The 23512-nt window shown below is 68.1% G+C and carries 16 protein-coding genes and 1 tRNA gene; 6 read left to right on the forward strand and 11 right to left on the reverse strand.

Annotation, left to right across the window (positions count from 1 at the left end; translation table 11 throughout):
• Window positions 1-29 precede the first annotated feature (29 nt).
• On the forward strand, window positions 30-1718 hold the full coding sequence (locus tag ASF60_RS11450) for an FAD-dependent oxidoreductase (RefSeq protein WP_244478399.1): 1689 nt from the start codon (window positions 30-32) through the stop codon (window positions 1716-1718).
• Between the two features lie 264 nt (window positions 1719-1982).
• Here the strand turns inward: ASF60_RS11450 and ASF60_RS11455 are convergent, their stop codons facing one another.
• Complete coding sequence (locus ASF60_RS11455) at window positions 1983-2231, reverse strand: hypothetical protein (protein ID WP_056184529.1); 249 nt, start codon at window positions 2229-2231, stop codon at window positions 1983-1985.
• Window positions 2232-2657: 426 nt separating this feature from the next.
• Between ASF60_RS11455 and ASF60_RS11460 the strand changes: the two genes are divergently transcribed.
• The gene (locus tag ASF60_RS11460; protein WP_056184531.1) at window positions 2658-5084 is read left to right on the forward strand and encodes an MASE4 domain-containing protein; all 2427 of its coding nucleotides are present in this window, start codon (window positions 2658-2660) and stop codon (window positions 5082-5084) included.
• A gap of 36 nt (window positions 5085-5120) precedes the next feature.
• On the opposite strand, the gene ASF60_RS11465 is transcribed toward ASF60_RS11460, so the two are convergent.
• Window positions 5121-6347, reverse strand: coding sequence for an acyl-CoA dehydrogenase family protein (locus tag ASF60_RS11465; protein WP_056184533.1), 1227 nt, complete (start codon window positions 6345-6347; stop codon window positions 5121-5123).
• A gap of 342 nt (window positions 6348-6689) precedes the next feature.
• Between ASF60_RS11465 and ASF60_RS11470 the strand changes: the two genes are divergently transcribed.
• The 3 genes from ASF60_RS11470 to ASF60_RS11480 are packed head-to-tail and all read left to right on the forward strand — an operon-like array spanning window position 6690 to window position 11305.
• Window positions 6690-9083, forward strand: coding sequence for an ATP-binding protein (locus ASF60_RS11470; protein WP_082507897.1), 2394 nt, complete (start codon window positions 6690-6692; stop codon window positions 9081-9083).
• A gap of 3 nt (window positions 9084-9086) precedes the next feature.
• Entirely contained in the window at window positions 9087-9551 is a 465-nt protein-coding gene (locus ASF60_RS11475; RefSeq protein ID WP_056184535.1) for a response regulator, read from the forward strand.
• A complete protein-coding gene (locus tag ASF60_RS11480; protein ID WP_082507898.1) occupies window positions 9533-11305 on the forward strand; it encodes a hybrid sensor histidine kinase/response regulator in 1773 nt (590 codons plus the stop codon). The genes ASF60_RS11475 and ASF60_RS11480 overlap by 19 nt, the downstream gene beginning before the upstream one ends.
• Before the next feature lie 209 nt (window positions 11306-11514).
• Here the strand turns inward: ASF60_RS11480 and ASF60_RS11485 are convergent, their stop codons facing one another.
• The 7 genes from ASF60_RS11485 to ASF60_RS11515 all read right to left on the reverse strand — a co-directional run bounded on the left by ASF60_RS11485 (window position 11515) and on the right by ASF60_RS11515 (window position 20579).
• Window positions 11515-13092 carry a mechanosensitive ion channel family protein gene (locus tag ASF60_RS11485; RefSeq protein WP_056184537.1) on the reverse strand — a complete coding sequence of 526 codons (1578 nt, stop codon included), beginning with the start codon at window positions 13090-13092 and terminating at the stop codon, window positions 11515-11517.
• 16 nt (window positions 13093-13108) lie between these two features.
• Window positions 13109-13999 (reverse strand): Tll0287-like domain-containing protein, encoded by an 891-nt coding sequence (locus tag ASF60_RS11490; RefSeq protein WP_056184540.1) that lies wholly within the window; start codon window positions 13997-13999, stop codon window positions 13109-13111.
• Window positions 14000-14579: 580 nt separating this feature from the next.
• Window positions 14580-15485, reverse strand: a complete 906-nt coding sequence (locus tag ASF60_RS11495) for an NmrA family NAD(P)-binding protein (RefSeq protein ID WP_056184541.1) — start codon at window positions 15483-15485, stop codon at window positions 14580-14582.
• Between the two features lie 140 nt (window positions 15486-15625).
• Window positions 15626-16357, reverse strand: a complete 732-nt coding sequence (locus ASF60_RS11500) for an MIP/aquaporin family protein (protein WP_056184544.1) — start codon at window positions 16355-16357, stop codon at window positions 15626-15628.
• 74 nt (window positions 16358-16431) lie between these two features.
• Window positions 16432-17937: a glycerol kinase GlpK gene (glpK, locus tag ASF60_RS11505; protein WP_056184546.1), complete on the reverse strand. Its 1506-nt coding sequence runs from the start codon at window positions 17935-17937 to the stop codon at window positions 16432-16434.
• Between the two features lie 196 nt (window positions 17938-18133).
• The gene (gene glpD, locus ASF60_RS11510) at window positions 18134-19666 is read right to left on the reverse strand and encodes a glycerol-3-phosphate dehydrogenase (RefSeq protein WP_056184548.1); all 1533 of its coding nucleotides are present in this window, start codon (window positions 19664-19666) and stop codon (window positions 18134-18136) included.
• Window positions 19667-19751: 85 nt separating this feature from the next.
• Complete coding sequence (locus ASF60_RS11515) at window positions 19752-20579, reverse strand: DeoR/GlpR family DNA-binding transcription regulator (protein WP_056184550.1); 828 nt, start codon at window positions 20577-20579, stop codon at window positions 19752-19754.
• 333 nt (window positions 20580-20912) lie between these two features.
• Here ASF60_RS11515 and ASF60_RS11520 point away from each other — a divergent pair, with 333 nt between their 5' ends.
• A complete protein-coding gene (locus tag ASF60_RS11520) occupies window positions 20913-22127 on the forward strand; it encodes an MFS transporter (protein WP_056184552.1) in 1215 nt (404 codons plus the stop codon).
• A gap of 122 nt (window positions 22128-22249) precedes the next feature.
• On the opposite strand, the gene ASF60_RS11525 is transcribed toward ASF60_RS11520, so the two are convergent.
• The gene (locus tag ASF60_RS11525; protein ID WP_338011505.1) at window positions 22250-22843 is read right to left on the reverse strand and encodes an ABC transporter; all 594 of its coding nucleotides are present in this window, start codon (window positions 22841-22843) and stop codon (window positions 22250-22252) included.
• 517 nt (window positions 22844-23360) lie between these two features.
• A tRNA-Arg gene (locus ASF60_RS11530) sits at window positions 23361-23437 on the reverse strand.
• Between the last annotated feature and the right edge of the window lie 75 nt (window positions 23438-23512).

Raw genomic sequence — 23512 nt, forward strand, 5'->3', positions numbered from 1 at the left:
CCGCGTTCGAAGACACGGAGTGCGCTGACGTGACCGACACGAATTCGGCGCCCCAAGATTCGGCGCCTACGAATGTGGCAGCGGACGCCGGGGGCGACGATCGCTCCGCGCAGACCTTTCCCCACCTGAGCGCGGAAATGGCGCAGCGGGTGGCCGCCTATGGCACCGAGGAGATCCTTGCGGCCGGGACGCTGCTGTTCTCGCGCGGCCAGCGCAGCGTGGACTTCTTCCTGGTCCTCTCGGGTCAGGTCGACATGTTCGAGACCGATCATGCGGGGGCCGCCACGGTGTTCACCGTGCACACCGCCCGCCAGTTCACCGGCGAGCTCGATCTGCTCAACGATCGCGAGATCCTGGTTTCGGGCCGGGCCGCCGTGGAGACGCGGGTGGTCCGCATCCCGCGCAGCGACTTCCGCCGCCTGGTGACGGCGGAGCCGGATATCGGCGAGATCATCATGCGGGCGTTCATCCTGCGCCGGGTCGGACTGATCCGGCACGGACGGGGTGGCGTGGTGCTGATCGGCCTTGGCCATCACCGTGAAACGTTGCGTCTCGAACGCTTCCTCGTTCGCAACGCCTATCCCCACCGCATTCTCGACATCGCCCTCGACCCCGAGGCCCGGCACGCCCTCCAGGGGTTCGGCCTCACGGCAGCCGACCTGCCGGTGGTGATCGCCCCGGGCGAGGCCGTGCTGCGCAATCCCTCGAACGCGGCCCTGGCGGATGCGCTCGGCCTGACCGAAGCCCTCGACCCGGGCCGCATCTACGACGTGGCGGTGATCGGCGCCGGTCCGGCGGGCCTCGCGGCCGCCGTCTATGCTGCCTCAGAGGGACTCGACACCATCGTGATCGAGGGGATGGCCCCGGGCGGGCAGGCCGGGACCTCCTCGAAAATCGAAAACTATCTGGGTTTTCCCACCGGCATCTCGGGCCAGGCGCTCGCCGGTCGGGCCCAGGTCCAGGCGCAGAAATTCGGGGCGCGGCTCGCGATCTCCCGCATGGCGGCGCAGCTCGATTGCGGCGGTTCGGCCTTCCGGGTGGTCCTGGAGGACGGCGGAAGCGTTCCGGCCCGTGCGGTCATCGCTGCCACGGGGGCGCGCTATCGCCGGCTGGACTTGCCGCGCTACGCCCATTTCGAGGGCCAGGGCATTCATTACGCCGCCACGGCCATGGAGGCGCAGCTCTGTACGGGCGCCGAGGTGATCGTGGTCGGCGGCGGGAACTCGGCCGGTCAGGCCGCGATGTTCCTGTCCCGCACCGTGGCGCACGTCCATCTCCTGGTGCGGGCGGACGGGCTGGCCGCCACCATGTCGGACTATCTCGTGCGTCGGATCGCGTCGTCGCCGCGCATCACCCTGCATACCCGGACCGAGATCGAGGCGCTGCACGGCGACGATACGCTGACGTCGGTGACGTGGCGCGACCGGTCGACCGGCCTCGGTGAGACCCGGCCGATCGGGAACATCTTTGTCATGATCGGCGCGGTGCCGAACACCGGATGGCTGGCGGAGTGCCTCGCCCTCGATCCGAAGGGCTTCGTGCCGACGGGGATGAACCGGGACGGGCTACCGGCCACGTCGCCCTACGCCACCGTCGTGCCCGGCCTCTACGCCGTCGGCGACGTCCGGGCGGGCTCGGTGAAGCGGGTCGCCTCCGGCGTCGGCGAGGGCTCGGTGGTTGTCCAGGCGGTCCACGCCTTCCTACATCCGGATCCCTGACTCGCTTCCCGTCACGGGTGGGTGCGCAGGAGGCCGTGATGGCGGCGCGGGGCGCCCTCCCCCCCGATCCTGTGTCGCCGGGGTTCGGGCGGTCTGGCCCCCCGGTGCCCCGGCGGCGGCGAGCCCCGCCGGGGGTGTGTAGGTCTGGGCGAAGGGTGCCGTCGACCCGAGGGCCAGGGCGGCTGCGAGGAAGGGCCGGACGAGCAGGTTCATGGTCGGTCTCCCTGGAGATGCCGCGCGGCGGCGGGCCGGACTGGACGGGAGTCAGAAGGCGGGGCCGCCGGACGTCGTGCCGAAATTCGGGACCGCATGATTGGTCTCGTCGGCGTTGCCGCCCTTGGCCGAGCTGTCGAGGCTTCGGCCGGCCTGCGGCGCCCTGTCGGTCGGGAGCGAACCGGTCGTGGCGATATCGGCGCCCTGCCGGGTGGCGACCGGGTGATGCATCGGCGTCGCGAAGGCGGGGGCGACGAGGCCGAGCTGGAGAACCGCGAGGGTGGCGAGCTGCTTGATCATGGGATGTCTCCGATTGGATGGTGGTTCCGAGAGCGATCCGTGGACTGAGCACTTCGTGTCGCCAGTCCTCGGTTCGTGCTCACATCCTAGCCAACCTAGAGAGGCGCGATATTATACAGCGGATCATCGCTGTGATTCCTTGGGTCGACGCCATTATACCAAGGTTTGCAGATCAAGTATTCGTCTTTTCGGATTCCGCCTCGAAACATGCATGAAACGCGATTCGTGGTCGGTGGGGATCTGCGCAATGGCATTCGCCCCGTAGCAACAGCCTGTCGCCGCGTAGCAACAGCGTGTCCTCTTTCAAATAATCGACGGACATCCGGGGTTGCCCGGACCGTGTGCGACCAAGCTCATCGGTGGTACACCAGCTTTGGTCCTGGCGGCCGGGCGATTCGCCTGTGACGTGCGGCCAGGAGGTAGACCGTGCCGAAAAACGCTGGTGTTTCAGGCCTCTCGACCTTCGCGGATGCCGGACCGACGCGCCTCCAGACCCGATTCGCGGCGGTCGTCTCTCTTGCTTTCGGTGTCCTGACCCTCGCGCTCCTGCCCATCGCGGCCGATCCCATCGGGGCGATGCCGGGCTTCGTTCCCAGTTATCAGGCTGCGCTGATCACGGTCTACGCCGTCACCACATGCCTGTTCTTCGCGCAGTTCAGGCGGACCCGCTCGGTCCCGCTCCTGGTACTGGCCGCCGGCAGCCTCTGCACCACCGAGATCGTCGCGATACAGCTCTTGACCTTTCCGGGCTTGTTCGGCCCCGGGCGGATCATCGGGTCCGGTCCCGGCACCACGACCTGGCTCTGGACCCTGTGGCATCTCGCGCCGCCGCTCTTCGCCCTTCCGTATGCGATCATGGAGGGCGATCAGCGCCCGCGCGCCGTGCCGAGCCATCGCGTCGCCCGGGCCGGCGGCCTGACAGCCCTGGCGGTGACGGCCGTCGTCGCCGCGCTGACCTGGATCATCACCGACTATGTCGATTACCTGCCGCGCAGCGTCGAGGGCGACAAGTACTGGCTTCTGACAACCTCCGGCATCGGCCCCGGAGTCGTTGTCCTGACCGTTGCAGCGCTGGCCACCCTGTGCTGGACGACGCGCCTGCGCAGCGTGCTCCAGCTCTGGCTCGCGGTTTCGCTGCTGCTCCTCGTGTTCGACAACCTGATCACCCTCGTGGGGGCGGCGCGCGGCACGGTGGGCTGGTTCGCCGGGCGGCTCGAAGCCCTGATGGCCGGGATCATCGTCCTCGGGGTCTATCTGCGCGAGGTCGACATTCTGTACGGCGCGGCCGAATCGGCGGCCGAGGCGAGCGAGCGCCAGCGGGCGGAACTCGAGATCGCACGCGACAACTTCGCGGTGGCGCTCGAGGCCGCCGACATGGGCGACTGGACCCTCGATCTCGCAACTGGGCAGGCCCGGCGCACCCTGCGCCACGACCGCATCTTCGGCTACGACAGTCTCTTGCCGCGCTGGGGCCTCGCCGACTTCATCGGCCATGTGGTGACTGAGGACCGCGCCCTGGTGGAGGCCGCCCTGGCACGGGCGGAGGATGAGTCCACGCTCTGCTTCCAGTGCCGGATCACCCGAGCCGGCGATGGCGCCGAGCGCTGGATCGACGTGCGCGGCCGCCTCTATCGCGGCGCCGACGGCCGTCCCGCCACCCTGGCGGGGGTGGTCATCGACACCACCGATCGGCGCGAGGCCGAGCAGCGCCTGAATCAGTCGCAGAAGATGGAGGCGATCGGCCAACTCACCGGCGGTGTCGCCCACGACTTCAACAACCTCCTGACGGTGATCGTCGGCAATCTCGACATGATCGTGCGCCGACCGGACAACGCGCAGCGCGTTGAGCGCCTCGCGACCTCGGCGATGACCGCGGCGCGGCGCGGGGCCGAGGTCACCGAGAAACTGCTATCGTTCTCGCGGCGGCAGGTGCTGCGGCCCGAGACCGTGAATCCCAACCATCTGCTGAAGGACTTCCAGGGCCTGCTTCAGCGCGCGGTCGGCGAGACCGTGGCCCTGATCCTCGATCTCGACGCGGCCCTCGATCCGGTCCGCCTCGATCCCGGCCAGTTCGAGAGCGCCATCCTCAACCTCGCGGTCAATGCGCGCGATGCCATGCCGGGCGGTGGCACCTTGACGATCCGGACCCAGAACCTCGCCGTGACGCCGGAGCGCCGCGGCGCCCTGTCCGACCTGACGCCGGGAAACTATGTCCGCGTTTGCGTCATCGATACCGGCCTCGGCATGGACGCGGCCACCGCCGCGCGGGTGTTCGAGCCGTTCTTCACCACCAAGGATGTCGGAAAGGGCACCGGCCTCGGCCTGAGCCAGGTCTACGGTTTCGCCCGCCAGGGCGGCGGTCAGGTCCGCGTCACGAGCGCGCCCGGCCAGGGCACCACCATCACCATCGATCTGCCGCGCTCGGCCGAGCCCGCAATCGCGAGCCTGCGCACCGACGCACTCCTGCCCCTGCGCCGGGCGGTGGAGGGCGAGGTCGTTCTGGTGGTCGAGGACGAGGCGGCCGTTCTGGAAATGGCGGTCGAGAGCCTGTCCGAACTCGGCTACCGCACCCTCACCGCCACGCATGCGGCCGAGGCGCTGGAGCGTCTGAAGGGGCCGGAGCGGATCGACATCCTGTTCTCGGACGTGGTGATGCCGGGTGGTATGAACGGGGTCGAACTCGCCACCCATGCGCGAACCCTGCGTTCCGGCCTGCGGGTGCTGCTCGCCTCCGGCTATACCGGCTCGGCGCTCGGCGAGCAGGGTGTCCCCGTGGACCTGCCGCTCCTCAACAAGCCGTATCGGCGCGAGGATCTCGCCGACAAGCTACGTCTGGTGATGGGCGGGCGCTGACACCTGTCGGGGTTCGTCAGCACCGCGTCACGCGTCTCAGGGCTTGGGCAGCATCCGGTCGCTGATGATGCGTCGCTGGATTTCGCTGGTGCCCTCGAAGATCGTGGTCAGCCGCGCGTCGCGCCAGTAGCGCTCGACCCGGCGCTCCGTGGTGTAGCCGTTGCCGCCATGGAGCTGCATCGCCTGGTTGGTCACCCGCACGGCCATCTCGGTACAGACGAGTTTGACCATCGCCGATTCGCTCTCCGCCGCTTCGCCGGCATCGAGCAGATGCGCGACCTGGTTCCAGAAGGCGCGTGCTTGCGCGATATCGGCCGCCATGTCGGCGAGCGCGAAGCGCAGGGCCTGGAAATCGCCGATCGGGTGACCGAACTGCTCACGCTCCTGCAGGTAAGCCTGGGTGTCCTCCATCGCCGCCCGGGCGACGCCGACCGCGCGGGCCGCCGTGTGCACCCGCGCGATGTTGAGGCCGCGCTGGACCGAGGCGAAGCCACCCGAATCCGCATCCGCGCCCTGGTCTCCGTAGAGCCCGGTCAGACGGTCGCTCTCCGGCACCCGCACGCCGTTGAGATCGAGTTCGAAGGTCAGGAAGCCGTGATATCCGATCTTGTCGATCACCCGTCCGGTCATCCCGGGCGGGAAGGTCCCGGGCTCCTTGACCACCAGGAAAGGCTCCAAACCGGCCGAGCGCGGCTCGCCGGGCTCCGGGTCGCGGGTACGGGCCAGAACCTCGACGAAGTCCGCCGCCTTGGCGAAGCCCGCCCAGCGCTTGGTTCCCGTGAGGACCCAGGTGTCGCCGTCGCGCACCGCCCGGGTCTGCACGCCGGCGAGATCGGAGCCCGCCGTCGGCTCGGACAGCGCGATGCTGCCGATCCACTGACCCCGGGCGGATTTCTCGAGGAGGCTCCGGCGCCGCTCCGGATCGAGAGTCTGGGTGCCGAGACCCTGGCCACGAGCCAGGATGCTGCCGACCGAGAGCCAGGCGCGGGCCAGTTCCTCGGATACCAGGCAGTACTCGAACACCCCGAGGCCGAGGCCGCCCTGCTCGGCCGGAATGGTGATGCCGAACCAGCCCTTGGCCGCCATCCGGTCGATGAGGGTCCGCGGCATCTCCGCCTTCTGCGGGTCGAGTTCGTCGGCCAGTGGCATGACGACGTCTCTGGCGAAGGCCCGCGCCTCCGCCTGGAGCGCCGCGCGCGCCTCGGTGCGCCACGGCGGCAGCAGGTCCGGCGGAGAAGGGTCCACGCGATCGGGCTTGGCCATCCTGTTCCCCCCTCGGTTGCATGGGTTCGACCGGTCCCCGTCTTCCGGGTTCCTGCCGGGTTCCTGCCTTGTGTGCGGGGAAGCTAGAGCGATCCGGTCCGATGTCGACCGCTGGCGCAGGCCTCCCGGTCGCCGGGGACCGGGTCCGCCGATGAGGCGGGGCGAGCGAATCCCTGCGGATCATGGATCGGACGGCTCACGGTTAGGCCGGATTACGCGATGCGACGGATCGCGCAATGTTATGTACCCGACACAACGGAGTGCGTTGCGCCTGCCGGCCGATCCGCGTAGGCACCGCATTCCGGGTCGGCACGGCGGGGCTGTCAGCAGGGAGCGAATGTCTTGAGCCTGACCTTAGAATCGCCACCGGCCGAGGCCCTGACGGCCTGCGACCGAGAGCCGATTCACCGGCTCGGGACGATCCAGCCTCACGGGTTCCTCATCGCTTTCCGGATTGCCGACGGTCGGATCGTCGAGGCGAGCGCCAATGTGCCGGGCGGGATCGAACGGGTGCTCGGACGCCGCTTCGCCGAAGTCTTCCCGAGCCTGGACGGGCTTCTGCCGCGGGATTTTGGCGAGAGCGCGCGCGACGGCGCGCAATATCTGCGCACCGTGACGCTGGAAACACCCGAAGGTCTCGGGGCCTACGATCTCGCGGTTCATTGTCCGGGCGACCTGGGTTCGGGCGATCCTGCTGCGGGCGATCCTGCTGCGAGCGATCTTGCCGTCCTCGAATTCGAGGCGGTCCCGAACTCGCTCGCCTCCGAGCACAGCCTGGACGCTCTCTATCCGCGCCTCAGCCGCTTCGTCGAGGGCCTGCACGAGGCCGCCTCCGTGGCGGAGCTGTGCGATCTCGTGGCGGTCGACATCCGCCACATCACGGGCTTCGACCGAACCCTGGTCTACCGGTTCGACCGCGACTGGCACGGTACCGTCATCGCCGAGGACGGGAACGGCGTCCTGCCCTCCTATCTCGACCTGCGCTTCCCCGCGACCGACATTCCGGCCCAGGCGCGGGAACTCTACCGTCGCAATCGCCTGCGGATCATCCCGGATGCGGGCTATCGGCCGGTGCCGATCCTGCGGGAGGCCGCGCTCGCCGACGCTGAGCCCCTCGACCTCAGCCAGTCGATCCTGCGCAGCGTCTCGCCGGTGCATGTCGAATATATGCGCAACATGGGCACGATGGCATCGATGTCGGTGTCGATCCTGGTCGACGGCGCGCTCTGGGGTCTGATCTCCTGCCACAATCGCGAGGCCCGCCGGGTGCCTCTCCAGGCCCGCAACGCCTGCGACTTCCTCACCCGCATCTTCGCGCTGCAGCTCGCCGCCAAGGAGCGCGGTGCCGAGGCCGAGCAGCGCCTGCGGCTGGGGGCGATCCAGGCCCAGCTGCTGGGCTATATGGCGGAGGAGGAGAACTTCGTCGACGGCCTGCTGCAGCATCCCGACGACGTGCTGGCCCTGGCCGGCGCCTCCGGAGCGGCGGTGATCACCTCCGACAGCTGCCGGCTGATCGGGGCGACCCCGCAGGAACCCGAGGTTCGGGCGATCTACCAGTGGTTGTCCAGCGGCCCTGGCGGTGCGGATCTCGTCGTCACCGACTTTCTCGGCGAGGCCTATCCCCCGGCGCGGGTCTTCGCCGCTCGGGCAAGCGGCCTCCTGGCGATCTCGATCTCGCAGAAATATGCCAGCTACGTGCTGTGGTTCAGGCCGGAGGTGGTGCGCACCGTCAAGTGGGGCGGTGATCCCACCAAGGCGGCGGTGCCCGATCCGGCCGGAGGGCCGCAGCGCCTGCACCCGCGCAAATCTTTCGAGACCTGGAAGGAGACGCTGCAGGGCCGCTCCCTGCCCTGGTCCCGTGCCGAGACCGACGCGGTGAAGGATCTCCGGACCTCCGTGCTCGGCATCGTGCTGCGCCGGGCGGAGGAACTCGCATCCCTCAGCGAGGAACTGCAGCGCTCCAATAAGGAGCTGGAGGCGTTCTCCTACTCGGTCAGCCACGATCTGCGCGCGCCCTTCCGGCACATCGTCGGCTATTCGGAGCTGCTGCGCTCGCGCGAGGGCAGCCGCCTGTCCGAGAAGGGCCGGCACTACATCGACACCATCGTGGAGGCCGCTTTCTCGGCCGGCACCCTGGTGGACAACCTGCTGCGCTTCTCGCAGATGGGCCGCAACGCCCTGAACCCGGTCACGGGCGACCTCAATGCCCTGGTCGAAGAGGTTCGCCGCTCGACCCTGCGGGACGCCGGACCGGACCGGACCATCCATTGGACGGTGGGGCCGCTCGGCCGGGTCCATGCCGACCCGGTGATGCTGCGCCTCGTCATCGAGAATCTGCTTTCGAACGCCATCAAGTACACCCGGCACCAGGCCGAGGCGACGATCGAGATCGGGCGCCTTGAGGCGCCGACGACCGGCCTCGATCCGGAAGGCGCCCCCTCCGGTCAGGCGGTGTTCTTCGTCCGCGACAACGGCGTCGGGTTCGACATGGCCTATGTTGGCAAGCTGTTCGGCGTGTTCCAGCGCCTTCACCGGGTTGAAGAGTTCGAGGGGACTGGCATCGGCCTTGCCAACGTCCGTCGCATCGTCGAGCGCCACGGCGGCCGCACCTGGGCCGAGGGTGCGGTGGATGCTGGCGCGACTTTCTACTTCACCCTTCCGACACCGACTCCGGTCCCCAATCCGAATGCCGGGGGCAGGTCCCGTTCGCCGAGGAATTCGAGGGAAGCACGCTGAGCCATGGCGGACCTGAAGCCGATCCTCCTCGTCGAGGACAATCCCAACGACATCGAACTCACCCTCGCGGCGCTGGAGAAGAGCCAGCTCGCCAATGAGATCGTCATCTGTCGCGACGGTGCCGAGGCCCTGGATTTTCTGTACCGCCGCGGCGCCTACGAGATGCGGGACAGCCGTGATCCTGCGGTGGTGCTTCTCGACCTCAAGCTGCCGAAGGTGGATGGCCTGGAGGTCCTGGCCCAGGTCAAGGGCGATATCCGCACCCGCGCGATCCCGGTGGTGATGCTCACATCCTCGCGCGAGGAGACCGATCTGGTGCGGTCCTACGATCTCGGCGTGAACGCTTTCGTGGTCAAGCCTGTTGGGTTCACGGAATTCTTCGAGGCGATCCAGGATCTCGGCGTGTTCTGGGCGGTGCTGAACGAGCCGCCGCCGCACCGTGGAGGAGGATGGCCATCGAACACGTGACGCAGCGCGATCCGGATCGGGAGATGCAGGACGGCTTCGGATCGGAGCCGTTGAGAATCCTTCTCCTGGAAGACAGCGACCTCGACACGGAACTGCTCGGCGCGGTGCTCGACGATCTGGGCCACCCCTACGACCTCGACCGGGTGATGACCGCGGCCGACTTCACCACTGCGGCCGACCGGTGCGAGCACCACCTCATCCTGGCCGATTACGTGTTGCCGACCTTCGACGGCCTCAGCGCCCTGGCGATCGCCCGCGCCCGCTGCCCCGGAATCCCTTTCGTGTTCGTATCCGGGACGCTCGGTGAGGATGTCGCTGTGGAGGCCCTGAAGCGCGGGGCCACCGATTACGTCACCAAACAGCGCCTCGACCGCCTGCCCCGCACCATCATGCGGGCGCTCGCCGAGGCGCGCGCCTATGCCGAGCGTGAGCGCGCCCTGCGCGACCTGCGCCACCTCAACGAGACCCTGGAGGCGCGGGTCGAGGCCCGGACCAGCGAACTCGCGGCCAGCAATGCCGAGCTGCATCGCCAGATCGTCGAGCGCGAGCGGGTCGAGGAAGCTCTGCGGCAGGCCCAACGCCTGGAGGCGGTCGGGCAGCTCACCAGCGGCGTTGCCCACGACTTCAACAATCTCCTCACGGTGATCTCCGGCAACATCGCCTTCCTGGAGCGGGTGGTGAACGACGAGCGCTCGCAGCGCCGCCTGACGATGATGCGCGGAGCCGCCGACCGGGGCGCTCGCCTCACCGCCCAGCTCCTCGCCTTCTCGCGGCGGCAGCGTCTCGAGCCGACGCCGGTGGAGCTGAACCAGACCGTCTCCTCCATGCGCGACCTGCTTCAGAGCTCGATCGGCGGGGCGGTACGGATCGAGATGACGCTGCAATCCGACCTGTGGTCGGCCCTCGTCGATGCGACGCAGATCGAACTCGTGATCCTGAATCTCGCGATCAACGCCCGCGATGCCATGGCGGTGGGCGGTTGCCTCACCATCGAGACCGCCAATGTCAGCCTGACCCCGGCTCCGACCCGCGCCGAGGAGCCGGCCCCCGGCGAGTACGTGATGCTGGCGGTGAGCGACACCGGCACCGGCATCGCCCCCGAGGTCCTGGCCCGGGTCTTCGAGCCGTTCTTCACCACAAAGGCGGTCGACAAGGGCTCGGGCCTCGGCCTCGCTCAGGTCTACGGCTTCGTCAAGCAGTCCGGCGGCGGCGTCCGCATCGACACTCGGCTTGGCGAGGGAACGTCCGTCCGGGTCTACCTTCCGCGTGCCGAGGGCGGGTCCGACGCCGCCGAGAGTCCGGCTCCGGGGATCGACTGCGCCGCGCAGCGCAGCGCAGGGGACCGGCCCGTGGTGCTGGTGGTCGACGACGACAGCGCGGTCCGCGAGGTCACCACCACCATCCTGTTCGAGGCCGGCTATCAGGTCCGCGAGGCGGGCTCCGGCCTCGCCGCCCTCGCCTCCCTGGAGGGGGATCCCTGCGTCGACCTGATCGTGCTCGACTTCGCCATGCCGGGCATGAACGGCGCCGAGGCGGCCTGCGAGATCCGGCGGCGCTGGCCGCACCTTCCGGTGATGTTCGTGACCGGCTACGCCGACACCACCGCCCTGATGCAGGCGGGCGAGGTCGGCGCCGACCGCATCGTCCAGAAGCCGTTCCAGGACGGCGAACTCCACCGCAAGGCGGCGGCGATCCTGGCCGGCAGGCCCGCCCCGGCGGCCCTGCGGCTCGTCTCGAGCCGCAACTCGGCCTGAAAGCCCATCCGGCAAGTCATAAGGCGCGTTCAAGCCTTCGGACGAGGATCATGACGGCTGCGGCGTTGAGGAAGGCTTGAGTCGAGGCGAGGGTCGCTTCGAGGGCCGTCTCTCCGCCCGCGTGTCTGCCGCGTATCGAAGTTGGTACCACGGCGCGCGCGGCTCTTCGTCGCCACAATTCCCGCTCCGCGCACCCAGAACCGCGAAGCTCAGTGGATGTCCACCCTCGTCGGTGCATCGCCTTGCGACGCCGGGGCGTTCGCCGGCATCCCGTCCGGCGGGGCGATGCCGGGATCGATGGGCCGGCGCGCGAGATCGACATCGTGCGCGGCAAGATCGGCGTCGTGCGCGGCGAGATCGGCTGGTGTGATCACCGCGCGGTCGATGGCCTCGCCCAGGGCGGCGGCCGAGAGGTGCAGGATCTCGCAGCGACGGTTGCTCACGATCCGACCGTTGCCGGGCGTCGACGGGGCGAGCAGGCGCGCGAAGCCGATGCCGGCGCCGGGTTCGAGCCGGCGGGAGGTGTGGCGCGGCGCCTCGGCCAGGAAGACCTCCCGGTCGGGTTCGTCCTGGATATGGCTCGCCAGGGCGAGGTGCAGCAGGCGCGGGTCGTCGGTCCGCGTGGCATAGCCGTGCGCCAGGGCGTAGGCGTAGGGGCCGAGATGACGGGCGGCGCGCTCCCCGATGACGGCGAGGGGCGCTGCGGCCATCCGGACGGTGCCGTGCTCGTCCGGCCCGTCATCCATCAGACGGGCGAGCTGCGCGCGTTCCGCGTCGAGGCGCGCCTCGCGTTCCTCGCGCGCCGAGCCGCGCAGGAGGAGGGCCGCGCCGCCTCCCAGGGCGATCTCTTCGCCGGGGCCGTAGCTCCGGCGTTCGCCGAAGGGCAACAGGCGGGCGACGAGATCCTGGGCGAGGCGCGGCAAGGGGGCGACGAGGTGCCCGTCGTCCCGAGGCGGAACGCCCCAGCCCGCCATCGCAATGCCCTTGCGGGATAGGGCATACCAGAGGCGGACCTGCAGGTTCGAGGCGATGTTGCTCCGCTCCAGGCATTCCAGCGTGTAGTAGCGGGCGCCGTAGCGCAGGAAGCCGCGCTCCGGATCGGGGCCCAGGAGGACCGCCGAGGGCGGAAACGCCAGGTGGATCTTCGGCACACCGCTGCGGAGCACATCCTCGGTCACGGCCAGCACATCCATCGGCGGGACGTGGGAGCGGACCGCGAAGAAGACCGTGTGTCGGGACGGCTGCCCACCGGGGACGATCTCCACGGCATCCGTCGTCAGCCCGTTATTGGGCAGGACGATGCGGGTGTTGTTGCTCGTCCTGAGGAACACCGAGCGCCACTTGAGTGCGACGACCTCGCCCTCGATCGGCCCCTTGAAGATGTAGTCGCCGACCCGGAGCTGGCGTTCGAGTTCGAGCGAGAGGCCGGTGAACAGGTTGCCGAGGGTCGCCTGGAGAGCCAGGCCGAGGATCAGGGTGACGACGGCCGAGGTCGCCAGCAGACTGGTGACGTTGAGACCCAGGGCGTAATGCAGCCATCCCAGCGCGGTCGCTGCATAGATCACCATGGCCAGCATGGTGTGCAGCCGGTCGGAATGACTCCCCAGACGCGCGCGCGCCGCGAGCAGGCGCAGCAGCGCCCGTTCGAGCAGCCGGGCCAAGGCGAGGGCGCTGAGACCCGTCGCGAGGGCGGGCAGGAGAGTCTTGGCGAGGCCGTCGTCGGGCGCCACCGTGAAGTCGAGCAGCCAGACGAGGGCCGCCAGCGCGATGAAGACGAGGGTGGACATGGGGCCGCCGGTTCCGTCAGGCGTCGGAGCGCGGGCGCGACGAGCGCGTCGCCGCGTCGAGGCTGGTCTTCAGCCGCGTGATGGAGCGTTCGAGGTCGTGGAACTGCCCGTCGAGCTCCCGGCCGCGCCGCTGCGGCGCCGGCCCCAGGTTCAGGCTGACGGATTGGGCCACGCCCGTGATGGTCTCCAGCGGCCCCGTCACGTAGCGGCGCAGCAGCAGCAGGAAGATGGCCGTCGTCAGGACGAAAACGCAGACGAGGGACCCCACCGTGGTCAGGACCCCGTTGAGGGCGCGCGTCACGATCGGGCTCTTGGGGACCTCGACGAGTTGAATGCCGATCACATCCCCGAGTTGCCAGTTGAAGCCGTTGCCCGCCCCATACTTGGCGACCATGGCGGCCGGTGCCGCCTCGGGGGTGGAGTGGCATTCCAGGCAGGCCGGATCGGTCAGCCGCAGGGGCCGGCTCACATAGAAGCGTTTCACGGTTGCGGTCCCGGTCTCTCCCGAGAGCTCCGTCCGGGCCGGGTTCTCTTGGAACGCTCGGAACAGGCCGACCTCCCAATCGGCCGCGCGGTCGGCCGTGTTGGTCGGATTGAGCGACCGCTCATGATAGCTGTAATCCGGAAATTCCTTCTGAAGCCCGGCCAGGGTCTTCTGCGCGCCGTAGGACGGCACCGACTGCGGATGGAAATGGGCTTTGTCGTCGAGTTGCTTGATCAGCGGCGCCACCTCCTGTGCCGTGTAGCGGCGCACGGACAGGGCGATGGTGAGAAGAACGCTGGCCTTCTCCTGCATCTCCTCCTGCGCCTGGCGGAACTCGAGGGTGAAGGAGATGTAGCCCGCGATGCCCACGCCCAGGGCGAAGCAGAAGGCGAGGATCAGACCGAATCGAGCCTCGATGCGCATGCAAGCCCTGTTCAAAAAACGGCCCCGGGCCTGCGCGGCCACAACCGGGCCGGCGCCACACGGGGCCTTCGACACTGTGATCGCGCATCGAGCCTGTGCCGATGCCGCCTGGACGCGCCGGGAGAGCGACGCTGCAACATCCAATCACGTCATGTCGGATTAATGAACCCGGCCGCCCAAGATCCGGTAAAATTCAGTCTCGTGTGTCCGGCGCACCATGGTCAGCCGAGACGGGATCGTGTTGTTCGCCGATGTTAAGGGAGGTTTTGAGGTTGGGCGGTCACGTGTCGCGCGATGACTTCTTTCAGGATTGCGGCTTTTGAAGCAATGGTGTTTTGCCTGGCGCAAAAGTCGAAGTCTTCGAAAATAAGATTTCGAAATATGCCGGCGTTCATCCGGTAAGTCGTCAGGCGCGTCCAAGCTTGCGGACAAGGATCATGACGGCCGCGGAACGGAAGGCCTTGGCGACGAATGGAAAACTCCGACGTGACAGGCACGACATCGGTCCGGTGTCATCCCGGCCCCTCGAACCCGCACCACCCCTGATCGGACGGGCTCCGAAGGGCCGACGCGAGGCCGATCAGAGACCCTGGGCCAGCACCGTGCGGGCGTCGGTCCAGGACACCGTCCCGTAGCGACCGTTGTCGAGCGGCGCCAGCTTGCCCCGCCCGCTCGCCATGTCGCGCAGGTACTGCATGCCCTGCCAGGCCGGAAAGACGGCGTCGCTTGCCGGGGTCAGAGCGCGCACCACGCGGATCAGCAGCCCGAGCCGACCGAGTCCCCCGGCCCGCCACAGCCCGAAGGGTCTGCCGGTCAGGTCGGACATGGTCGCGGCCAGTTCGCGGGCCGTCACCACGTCTCCGGCGATGCGCAGGAAGCGCGGCGCTGCAGGGTCGAGGGCGGCCGACGCGGTGTAGCGCGCGACGTTGTCCTTCGTGGTGAAGTCGAAGAGCTGGTCGGCATCGCCCCAGTACAGAACCTTGCGCGGCCGTTGCAGCACGATCGGGGCGTCCCCCGTCAGCAGGTCCGCGAAGGCCCCGTTGAGGATCGAGGTCGCCCGGATCGGGGTTCGGTCGACCCGCGCCATGAAGGCGCGGCGCAGGTCGAGGTTGCGATTGTCGCCGGGCTGGGTTCCGGTGAAGTCGAGGGAGAAATCCGACGGAATGAAGCGCGGCACCCCGGCCGCCACCGCCGCGTCGAGCAGGCGCCCCTGGGCGTCGAGGATGACCGGCTCCAGGCCGTTGAGGGCGGAGACGACGCAGTCCGCGCCGCGACAGGCCGCCACGAGGGCGGCCGCATCCGCGTAGTCGACCGAGACCGCCGTCACGCCGGGCACGGGGACCGTGGAGCCGCTCCGCACCAGCGCCCGGACCTGGACGCCGCGGGCCACCAGAGCCGCTGCGATACGGCCGCCGAGATCGCCTCCGATCCCCGCGAGGGCGACGGTCTGCGCGTCGGCGGGAAGGTGTGACGGTGTGGAGATCATGGACGGCCGTAATGCTCCATCGGCGAAACCCGTTCCTGGCACGAGCGAGGACGCCGCTGCGCCTCAAGGTAGGGGCGGCGCCAGAAAATCCAGGCCGTTCAAGGAATCCAGGCCGTTCCAGAGATCCAGCCCGTCCCGCCTCAGAACCCGATCGCCAGCACGACCAGGGCGGCGAGCGTCGCCCCGATGGCCGGACCGGCGACGGGGATGAGCGCGTAACCCCAATCCGAGTCGCCCTTGCCGGCGATGGGCAGGATCGCGTGGGCGAGACGGGGACCGAGGTCGCGTGCCGGATTGATCGCGTAGCCCGTGGTTCCTCCGAGCGACAGGCCGATGCCCCACACCACCATACCGATCAGGTAGGGCGCGAGCCCCGTCGGAATGGAGCCCGCCGCGCCCACGCTTCGCGACAGCAGGGCGCCGACGATGAGGATCAGCAGGAAGGTCCCGACGATCTCGCTCACCCAGTTCGCGATGGGGTGGCGAATGGCAGGATCGGTGCAGAAGCAGGCCCGCTTCGCGCCCTGATCCGCGGTGACGGCCCAGTGCGGCAGGTAGTGCAGCCAGACCACGGTGGCCCCCAGGAAGGCGCCGATCATCTGGGCCGGCACGTAGGTGACGAGCGTGTCCCAGCGGCCCGAGGTGATGGCCGCCGCGAGGGTGACGGCCGGGTTGATCTGGGCATCCGGGCTGCCCGCTGCGGTCGCGACGAAGATGCCGGCCAGCACGGCGAAGGCCCATCCGGCGGTGATGGCGATCCAGCCGGCACCCTCCGCTTTCGAGCCGCGCAGGAGCGCGCCCGCCACCACCCCGTTGCCGAGGATGATCAGCACCATCGTGCCCAAGAGTTCGCCCAGGAATGGCGACGTCATGGCGTGTCCTCCGACGTGGTCTGTAAGGGAATCCGTGACCGCGCGATCGCGCGGGCCTGCCTGCGGCGCCCGCCTCAATCGTCCTGCATGTCCCAGTCGAAGGCGCGCTTCACCGCCCGCTTCCAGGTCGCGGTGATGCGTCGGCGCTGGGCCGCCTCCATGTTGGGCTCCCATCGGCGGTCGACGCCCCAATTGCGGACGAGGTCGTCGGTGCTCTTCCAGTAGCCGGTGGCGAGGCCGGCGGCGTAGGCGGCCCCCAGGGCCGTGGTCTCGGCCACCTTCGGGCGGACCACCGGCACGTCGAGGATATCGGCCTGGAACTGCATCAGGGTGACGTTGGCGACCATGCCGCCATCCGAGCGCAACTCGCGTACGGGAATGCCCGAATCCGTTTCCATCGCCTCCAGCACCTCATGGGTCTGGAAAGCGGTGGCCTCCAGGCAGGCGCGGGCGATGTGGCCGCGATTGGCATAGCGGGTCAGGCCGATGATCAGCCCGCGGGCGCCCTCGTTCCAGTGCGGAGCGTACAGGCCGGAGAAGGCGGGCACGAAATAGACGCCGCCATTGTCCTCCACGGTGGTGGCCAGGCGCTCCACCTCGGCGCTGTCCTGAATCATGTGCAGGTTGTCGCGCAGCCACTGCACCAGGGCGCCGGTGATCGCGATCGAGCCTTCGAGCGCGTAGACCGCCGGCTGTCCGTCGAGCTTGTAGCCGAGGGTGGTGACGAGGCCACAGGTGGAGGGCACGGGTTTTTCGCCGGTGTTCATCAGGGCGAAGCAGCCGGTGCCGTAAGTGTTCTTGGCCTCGCCGGGCTGGAAGCAGGTCTGGCCGAACAGGGCCGCCTGCTGATCGCCCAGGATGCCGGCGATCGGCACGCCCGCGAAGGGCACGCGGGTCTCGCCATAGACCTGGGACGAGGAGACGATGTCGGGCAGCATCGCCCGCGGGATGGCGAAGGTCGCCAGCATGCCGTCGTCCCAGGCCAGGGTCTCGAGGGACATAAGCTGGGTCCGGCTGGCATTGGTCACGTCGGTGACGTGAAGGCCGCCCTCGGGGCCGCCGGTCAGGTTCCACACGAGCCAGGTGTCGATGTTTCCGAACAGGACGTCGCCGGCTTCAGCCTTCTCCCGCGCGCCGTCCACGTGATCGAGGAGCCAGCGCAGCTTCAGGCCGGAAAAGTAGCTCGCCAGCGGCAGGCCGGTCAGCGCCCGGAAGCGGTCGCGTCCGCCGTCCCTGGCGAACTCGGTGACCAGCCGGTCGTTCCGGGTGTCCTGCCAGACCAGGGCGTTGTGCAGCGGTTCGCCGGTGCGCCGGTCCCAGATCAGCGTGGTCTCGCGCTGGTTGGTGATGCCGATCGAGAGCAGATCCTTCGGCGTCAGGCCGGCCGCGTCGAGGGCGTCCCGCATCACGTCCTGCGTATTGCGCCAGATTTCGAGTGGATCGTGCTCCACATGGCCGGGCCTCGGATAGAGCTGTGCGTGCTCCCGCTGCTTGCAGACGATGAGGCGTCCTTCCCGGTCGAAGACGATGAACCGACTGCTGGTGGTGCCCTGGTCGATGGCGCCGACATACTGGGTCATGGCTGTCTTCCTCCCTCGGACGGGTGCGTCGCTCGTGTCCCGGGCCGGTCTTCAGGCCGGCTCCGGACGGCAGCGGGTGGTTCTGTTCGTGCTGCTCCGGGTCTTCCGTCCCGGTATCTTTGATTTCCTGGTGTCTTTGATTTCCCGGTACCTTTGGTTTCGATGTCTCTGCGGTTCCGACGTGTCGAAGGCCGTCTCAGGCCGCCTCGGCCCGGCGGCTCAGGTAGGCGGTGAGACGTGCGGCGCTGTCCGGGCCGGTGCGCAGACCGAGCTTCGAGCGCCGCCACAGGATGTCCTCGGCGGTTCGCACCCACTCGACCCGGACGAGATAGTCAACCTCCGCCGCCGTCAGACCGCCGTCGAAGGCTTCCCCGAGATCCGCAAGGCTGCGCGCGCCCTTGACGATGGAGCGCGCCTCGGTGCCGTAGGCCCGGGCGAGGCGCCTGGCGGTCTCGGTCGGCAGGAACGGGGCCTCGCGGGAGAACGCCGCCAGGAAGGTGTCGAAATCGGCCTCCGGCATCCCCCCGCCCGGCAGGATGGCATCCCCGGTCCAGGGCCGTTTCAGGTTCGGGAAATGTGGTGCGATCTTCTCGATGGCGTGCTCCGCCAGGCGCCGATAGGTTGTGATCTTGCCGCCGAAGACCGAGAGCGCGGGGGCCTGCCCGCCCGAATCGTCGAGGTCCAGCACGTAGTCGCGGGTCACCGCCGAGGCGTTGGCCGCCGCATCGTCGTAGAGCGGGCGCACGCCGGAATAGCTCCACACCACATCCCCGGGACCGATGGATGTCGCGAACGAACGGTTGATGCAGTCGCACAGATAGCGCGTCTCTTCGTCGGAGATGGCCACCGGTCCGGGCTCGTTCGCGTAGGGAACGTCCGTGGTGCCGATCAGCGTGAAGTCGCGCTCATAGGGAATTGCGAAGATGATGCGCTTATCGGGTTGCTGCAGGATGTAGGCCTGATCGCCCTCGTAGAGCTTGCGCACCACGATGTGGCTGCCCTTGATCAACCGGACCGCCGCGCGGCTGTTGACGCCCAGCGTCGTACCCAGGGTCTCGCTGACCCAGGGACCGGCGGCGTTGACGACGGCCCTGGCCCGAAGGGTCTCGGTCTGTCCGGACGCCTCGTCGCGCAGCATCGCCGTCCAGGTCCCGTCGATGCGTCGGGCCGTTTCGACGCCGGTGCGGGTGCGGATCTCGGCGCCCCGCGCTCGGGCATCCATGGCATTGAGCACGACGAGGCGGCTGTCCTCGACCCAGCAGTCGGAATAGACGAAGCCTTTGCTCAGACGATCCTGCAACGGGGCGCCCAGGGGCGATGTTCGCAAGCGAACCATCGTCGACCCCGGCAGCGTCCGCAGGCGGGCGAGGTGGTCGTACAGGAACAGGCCGACCCGCAGCATCCAGGCCGGACGCAGCCCCTCGTCGTGCGGCAGCACGAAGCGCAGCGGCCAGATGATGTGGGGCGCCAGGCGCAGCAGGCGCTCCCGCTCGGCCAGGGCTTCGCGCACCAGGCGGAACTCGTAATATTCGAGGTAGCGCAGGCCGCCGTGGATCAGTTTCGTACTGGAAGACGACGTGAATTCAGCCAGATCCCCCCGTTCGCAGAGCAGGACCGACAAACCGCGCCCGGCGGCGTCGCGGGCGATACCGGTGCCGTTGATGCCACCCCCGATGACGAGCAGATCGTAGGGGGCCCCCGGCCCCCGTACGTTCGAAACTGTCGTCATGGTTCTCCTCCGACTCGCGTCTGTTGCTCGAGTCGGAAGAATATTGCTTTGCGCCGTGATTTTCGCAAGCGAAAACTGACGTTCGTTACGGTTCGTCCGCTCCCGCCACGGCCAGCGTCACGCCGTGGCGCTCCATCAGGGCGATGATCTCGGGAGGCGGCAACTGGTCGGTGAAGAGGGTGTCGATCTGTTCGAGGCGGCCCACCTCCACCATGGGACGACGGCTGAACTTGGTGTGATCCGCCACCAGGAAGGTCTGGCGGGCATGCTGCAGGATGGTCTGGGTCGCCCGCACCTCCTCGTAATCGTAATCGAGGAGCGCCCCGTCGGCGTCGATGCCGCTGATGCCGATCACCGCGACATCGACCCGGAACTGGCTGAGGGTGTCGCAGGTGAGCTGGCCCAGCACCGCCCCGTCGCGGTTGCGCATGGTGCCGCCCGCCACGACGATGCGAAAGGCGGTGGTCGCCGCCAGGCCGATGGCCACGTTGAGGTTGTTGGTGATGATGCTGAGGTCGTCGTGCTGCGCCAGTTCCCGTGCCACGGCCTCGGTGGTGGTGCCGATGTTGAGGAAGACCGAGCAGTGCGAGGGGATCCGGCCTGCGGCGAGCCGGCCGATTCGTGCCTTCTCGGACAACAGAGTGGTGCGCCGGTCGGCGTAGTCGATGTTCTCGACGCTGGACGGAAGGCCGCCGCCGCCGCGGTAGCGTTCCAGCCGGCCCGCGGCGCTGAGCTCGTTGAGATCGCGCCGGATGGTCTGGACCGTGACGGCGAACTGGCTCGCCAGGGCCTCGATCGTCATGAAGCCGCGTTGGCGGATGGCCGCCACGATCGCGGCGCGGCGGCTCTCCACGGCCGATGTCTCGGTGCTTGTTCTTCGCTCCGGGCCACCCCGCTCGGTCAGACGGTTCATGGAGCCTCCGGTCGCAATCCTGGGATACCAAGTTACACAGCTATGTTCGCAAACGAAACCGGCCGTCGGCCTGGACCGCGTCATGGCTGCGATCCGGTTCCAAGCCGAAATACTGGCGCTGTCCAACGACCAAATTCCGAACGCGAGCGATGTCGTCGGCCCGGGGCTTGGCCCTCTACCGGAGGCCAGCGCGGGGCATGACAGCGCATTTGCGACCCCGCTGGCCGCTCGTCTATGCAGGCCGAGGGCGTCACCCTCGATCCGAGGCGGCCCTGTCCGTTTCCGTCCAATCTCTTCCTCTCACGAAACAATCCTCATGAGCGGCCACAGCGCGTGACGTCTGGAATTGCAGAACCGCGCCCTGCACCGCGCGCGCCGACGCTGGCCGGAAACATGGCGCTGGGCTTCACCCAGATCGTCCTGTGGGGCGGGTCCTTCTTCTTGATGGCGGTGGTGGCCGACCCCATCGTGGGCTCGACCGGCTGGCCTCAAGGCATGGTAGTGAGCGCCCTGTCCCTGGCAATCCTGGTCTCGGGGCTGTGTTCGCCCTGGGTCGGGCGGAGGATCCGCCGGCACGGCGGTCGCCCGGTGCTGATCGCCGGCACCCTGACCCTCGCGCTCGGGCAGGTGGGTCTTGCCCTCGCGCCGAACCTGCCGGCCTTCCTGCTCGCCTGGGTGGTCATCGGTTTTGGCATGGCCGGTGCCCTCTACGATCCGCTCTTTGCCGCGATCGGGCAGACCTATGGCGCAGCGGCGCGGAGCGCGATGACTCAGATCGCGATCGCGTCCGGCTTCGCCATCACCCTGTGCTGGCCCGCAACGAGCTTTCTCGTCGATGCACTCGGTTGGCGCCTGACCTGTGTCGTCTACGCCGCGCTGGCGGTCGTCCTGGTGGTGCCGCTCTTCGCTTTTGCCCTGCCGGCCGGGACCCGGACCGAGCCCTCGCCGCCTGCCGCGAATGCTGCTCCGGGCAAGCCGGCAGCCCCCTGTCGCTTGCCGGGCGAGCGCATCCTCGCCGTCACCTTCACCAGCGCGGCGGTGATCATGACCGCGGTCTCGGTGCAATTGCTCCTCCTGCTTCAGGCGAAGGGCCTGACGGCCGGCACCGCCGTTGCGCTCAGCACGCTGATCGGACCCGCGCAGGTGGGCGCCCGCATCCTCGAACTCGTGTTCGGACGTCGGGCCCATCCCGCCTGGGCCCTGCTGGTGTCAAGCGGATGTGTCGGCCTCGGGCTCCTGCTTCTGGCCGTTGCGCCCGCCTTGGCATGGCTCGCGATCGTGCTCTACGGTGCCGGCAACGGCATGCGCACCGTCGTGCGCGGCACCCTGCCCCTGTCCCTCTACGGTCAGCACGACTACGCCGCGGTGATGGGCCGTCTGGCGCGGATGCCGCTTCTGGGACAAGCGGCGACGCCGCTGGTCTGCGGCACCCTCTCCGCCTGGTTCGGATTCGATCTCCTGCTGAAGATTCTGCTGGCGATCGCCACGCTGAACATCCTCCTGTCGCTGATCGTCGCCCGCCGCACCCTCGGCGCCCAGGTCCGATAGGCGGTGAAGTCCGATAGGCGGTGGAGGTTGCGCGCGTCGGGCTTGGAAGGCCTGGCCGTGCGATTCCGGCGCAATGGCGGATACTCAGCCGCACCATGATCCGTTTGCAGAAACGGGCCGAATTACTGGAATCGACGGACGACGGTGCGTTCCATGAGCAAGCACAGGCAGAGAGATCCCGAGCCCCAAGCCATGACGTAGAAATAATCGACCGTGACTCCGAGCGAGGGATTGTAGGCGAGTCGGACCCACTCGATGATCTGGACCACCGGATTCCATTTGAGAATTTCATAGATCTCGTTCGGAAGCATATGCGGTAAGAAAAACACGCCGGATGTCATGTATATTGAAATGGTGAATACAATATATCCCCATAGCCATCCAGGGAAGAATGACATGATGCCGATGTTGATGGCACCCATGCCAAGTCCCAGGAGAAGGGCCATGAGATAGCCTTCGATCGCCCGGGCCGGATCTTCCGGTATGGGGTCAACGCCTAGCAGCAAAAGTATCCCGATGATGATCAGCAAGCCCTGGAAGCCTTTCACGGTTTCAACGATGAACCGTGCGATCATAATGTCGAAGGATTTTACCTGTGGGTAGTACATCAACGGTTTATTAACGAGGATTGCCTTCATCGCTTCGCGCGACGTGTACTGAAAAACTAGAGCTGGAACGGCGCCGGTCGCAACGAACAGGATCGGGTTGTTGCCCATCGGGGATGGCATGTTGCGGAAAACATGACAGCAACCATCAGAAAGATGTGCGCCACGGGCCAAAGAACGACGACGACGTAGCCCCAGTAGGACGCGCCGAACCGCGTGCGCATGTCGCGTAGCATCAGGGCGCGAATGACCTCCGCGTACACCGCCAGATCGCTCCGTTTGGTGGAGATGGGTGAGGTCGGTGGCAGCATGTCCGGTCCTGATTGGCGTGCGCTGAACAGCATAGCTGGGCACTTGGACCAAATTGTGGGTCAGGCACGAAGGCTGACGGCACCTCTGAAGGTCCATGACGCCCGATAAGGGCGGGAGCGCGCGGTGTCACGGCACCGTTCGCCTGGCTTGAGGCACGCCGACTGGATTTTGTTATGCACAGCTCGGCCGTAGGGAAGCCGCCCATCGGATGATCGGCTTCGGTCGCGAGCCGCCGAGCCGCGACTTCCGGCCAATCTGCGGAGAACAGGCATCGCGGGTTTCGGAGAGGACGAGACGGACATCGCAGATCAGGGGATGGCGACCCCGGTTGGGCTCGAACCAACGACCTGCCGCTTAGAAGGCGGCTGCTCTATCCAGCTGAGCTACGGAGTCAGGGGTGCCGGCCTCCATCTACCACCCGTCTCCGGATGTGTCATCCGCTGGGAGAACCCGGCGTTTCACGCCTTC

This window comes from Methylobacterium sp. Leaf113, from assembly GCF_001423325.1.
In the GTDB taxonomy this organism is placed as follows: Bacteria; Pseudomonadota; Alphaproteobacteria; order Rhizobiales; family Beijerinckiaceae; genus Methylobacterium.

Bases quoted from the DNA above. Each gene is read 5' to 3' on its own strand.
- ASF60_RS11455 (WP_056184529.1), bottom strand. From the start codon at position 2,231: ATGATCAAGCAGCTCGCCACCCTCGCGGTTCTCCAGCTCGGCCTCGTC.
- ASF60_RS11465 (WP_056184533.1), bottom strand. From the start codon at position 6,347: ATGGCCAAGCCCGATCGCGTGGACCCTTCTCCGCCGGACCTGCTGCCG.
- ASF60_RS11475 (WP_056184535.1), top strand. From the start codon at position 9,087: ATGGCGGACCTGAAGCCGATCCTCCTCGTCGAGGACAATCCCAACGAC.
- ASF60_RS11480 (WP_082507898.1), top strand. From the start codon at position 9,533: ATGGCCATCGAACACGTGACGCAGCGCGATCCGGATCGGGAGATGCAG.
- ASF60_RS11485 (WP_056184537.1), bottom strand. From the start codon at position 13,092: ATGTCCACCCTCGTCTTCATCGCGCTGGCGGCCCTCGTCTGGCTGCTC.
- ASF60_RS11490 (WP_056184540.1), bottom strand. From the start codon at position 13,999: ATGCGCATCGAGGCTCGATTCGGTCTGATCCTCGCCTTCTGCTTCGCC.
- ASF60_RS11495 (WP_056184541.1), bottom strand. From the start codon at position 15,485: ATGATCTCCACACCGTCACACCTTCCCGCCGACGCGCAGACCGTCGCC.
- ASF60_RS11500 (WP_056184544.1), bottom strand. From the start codon at position 16,357: ATGACGTCGCCATTCCTGGGCGAACTCTTGGGCACGATGGTGCTGATC.
- glpK (WP_056184546.1), bottom strand. From the start codon at position 17,937: ATGACCCAGTATGTCGGCGCCATCGACCAGGGCACCACCAGCAGTCGG.
- glpD (WP_056184548.1), bottom strand. From the start codon at position 19,666: ATGACGACAGTTTCGAACGTACGGGGGCCGGGGGCCCCCTACGATCTG.
- ASF60_RS11515 (WP_056184550.1), bottom strand. From the start codon at position 20,579: ATGAACCGTCTGACCGAGCGGGGTGGCCCGGAGCGAAGAACAAGCACC.
- ASF60_RS11525 (WP_338011505.1), bottom strand. From the start codon at position 22,843: ATGGGCAACAACCCGATCCTGTTCGTTGCGACCGGCGCCGTTCCAGCT.